The 2,428-nt window shown below is 71.9% G+C and carries 1 protein-coding gene and 1 pseudogene; both read left to right on the top strand.

Annotation, left to right across the window (positions count from 1 at the left end; genetic code table 11):
* The coding region (locus DD1DGNOD_RS05910; RefSeq protein ID WP_131769626.1) for a glycosyltransferase family 2 protein at positions 1 to 1,388 on the top strand (1,388 nt) is incomplete at its 5' end.
* Positions 1,385 to 2,428 (top strand): annotated as a pseudogene (locus DD1DGNOD_RS28815) (hypothetical protein); the annotation flags it as partial. The gene DD1DGNOD_RS05910 and the pseudogene DD1DGNOD_RS28815, both read left to right, overlap by 4 nt.

Raw genomic sequence — 2,428 nt, 5'->3', positions numbered from 1 at the left:
CCGGCCCGACCGTCGGCTCGGCCGCCACCGGCCCGACCACCGCGTCGACCAGCCCGCTGGTGACCGTCGTCATCGTCAACTGGAACGGCGCGCACCTGCTGCCGGCATGCCTGGACGGGCTGGCCAAACAGGTCACCGGCTTCGCCTTCGAGACGTGGGTGGTCGACAACGCCTCGACGGACTCCTCCAGGACCCTGCTGGCCGAGCGCTACCCGTGGGTCCGGCTCGTGCCCTCCGAGACCAACCTCGGCTTCGCCGGCGGCAACAACCTCGCGCTGCGCACGGTCACCACTCCGTACGCCGCTCTGCTCAACAACGACGCGGTGCCCGAGCCGGACTGGCTGGACAACCTGCTGGCGCCGTTCGACGCCCCCGGCGGCGAACGCCTCGGCGCGGTCACCGGCAAAGTCGTCTTCCTCCCCCGCTTCCTGCGGCTACAGCTGTCAACCGCGACCTTCACCCCGGGCCCGCACGACTCGCGCCCACTCGGCGTCCGGGTGTCGTCGGTGACCGTCAACGGGCGGGAGGCGTTGCGGGAGGTGCTGTGGGAGAAACTGACCTTCGGCGCCGAAGGGGGCCCGGAGGCGCCGTTCTTCTGGACCCGCGGTGACGGCGAGCTGTGCGTCCCGGTACCGGAGGGTGGCCCGGTCACGCTCGGCTTCACCTGGGCCGGCCAGGCACCCAAGCCGGTGACGCTGAGCTGGGACGGCGGGTCGGTCACCCTGGACGCCGGCGCCGAACCGTCCACGGTGGAGTTCACCGTCCCGGACGGCGTGGCGCGCATAGATGTGATCAACAACGTCGGTGGGATCGTGCTGCACGACGGTTACGGCGCCGACCGCGGCTACCAGCAGGTCGACACCGGCCAGTTCGCCCAGGCCGAAGAGGTCTTCACCGCCTGCGGCAACGGCATGGCGATCCGTACCCGGCTCGGGCACGAACTCGGCTGGTTCGACGACGATTTCTTCCTCTACTACGAGGACACGGACCTGTCCTGGCGGATCCGCGCCCACGGCTACACGATCCGGTACATACCGGATGCGGTGCTGCGGCACGTCCACTCGGCATCCAGTGTCGAGTGGTCGCCACTGTTCGTCTTCCACACCGACCGTAACCGGCTGCTGATGCTCACCAAGGACGCGAGCGCCCGGATCGCCGTGGCGGCGGTAGCCCGTTATCCACTCACGACCGTGTCGATCGCGCTCCGGACGCTGCGCCAGGCATGGGCGGCACGCTCCCGGCCCCCGCTGCGCCCGACCTGGCTGCGGCTGAAGGTCATCGCCTCCTACCTGCGGCTGCTGCCGGCCATACTGACCCGCCGACGGATGATCTCGCGGACCGCGTCGACACGCCACCGCGAGCTGGAGAACTGGCTGGTGCAACGATGACCAGGCCGACGGCACAGCCGACCACGACACAGCCGATCACCGCACAGCCAGCCACAGCGCAGCCGGTCGCCGCCGAGGCCACCGCGCAGCGCCCGGCCGACACCTCGCGGGAGGGACGCAGCCAGCCGGAAGGCCCGCAAGAAGCGCGGGGCCCACGGGAGGTACCCGAGCCTGCCGGGGGTGTACGGGCCGCCGTCTACAACAGGTTCTGGCATTCCATGGGCGGCGGGGAACGCCACAACGGGATGATCGCCCAGGTGCTCGCGGCCGAAGGCGCCCAGGTCGACATCCTCGGGCACTCGACGGTCGACCTGGACGCGCTCGGCGACCACCTCGGGCTCGACCTGTCCGGCTGCCGGTACCGCCTGCTGCCCGACCGGGGCGACGACGCCGTCGCGGAGGTCAGCGCCAACTACGACCTGTTCGTCAACGGTTCGTACATGAGCCGGCTGGTCCCCCGCTCGAGGCATGCGGCGTACCTGTGCTTCTTCCCGACACCGGCCGATCATGACGCTGCGGGGTGGCGCAGGACCGCCATCCGCGCCTGCGGCCCGCTCCTGCGGGGCGTGCGTCCGGCGGTGGGGTACGGGACGGGCTGGTATCCGCCCGAAGGCGGCCGCCGCCGGCAGTGGGTCTGGACGAACGGCGCGGGGGTTCTCTCGGTCGCGGCCGGGGGTGAACGGCGGCTGCACGCCGACATCGGCCGTCCGGGAGCGTCGGGGACGGTACGGCTGCGCATCCTCGACGCGGCCGGGCAGACCCTCGCCGACGTCGACGTCGGCAGCGCGTTCACACCGATCGCCGTGCCGCTGCCCGCCTCGTCCACCGGGACCGAGCTCACCCTGGTCAGCGAGACGTTCACACCTGCGGCGGCAGGCGCTGCGGGCACACCGGGCACACCGGAAGGAACGGGCACGCCGACGGGAGGCGGTGCGGCCTCCCGGGACGTGCGCCAGCTCGGCGTGGCGGTCAGCCGGCCGCGGGTGACCGATCGGCGCGAAGGCGTCCGGGCCCGCGTGGCACTGCGTTTCCCCTGGCTG

It is taken from the genome of Candidatus Protofrankia californiensis, from assembly GCF_900634765.1.
Classification (GTDB): Bacteria; Actinomycetota; Actinomycetes; order Frankiales; family Frankiaceae; genus Protofrankia; species Protofrankia californiensis.
The sequence above is the reverse complement of the archived record's forward strand: the minus strand, read 5'-3'. Positions and strand labels throughout refer to the sequence as shown.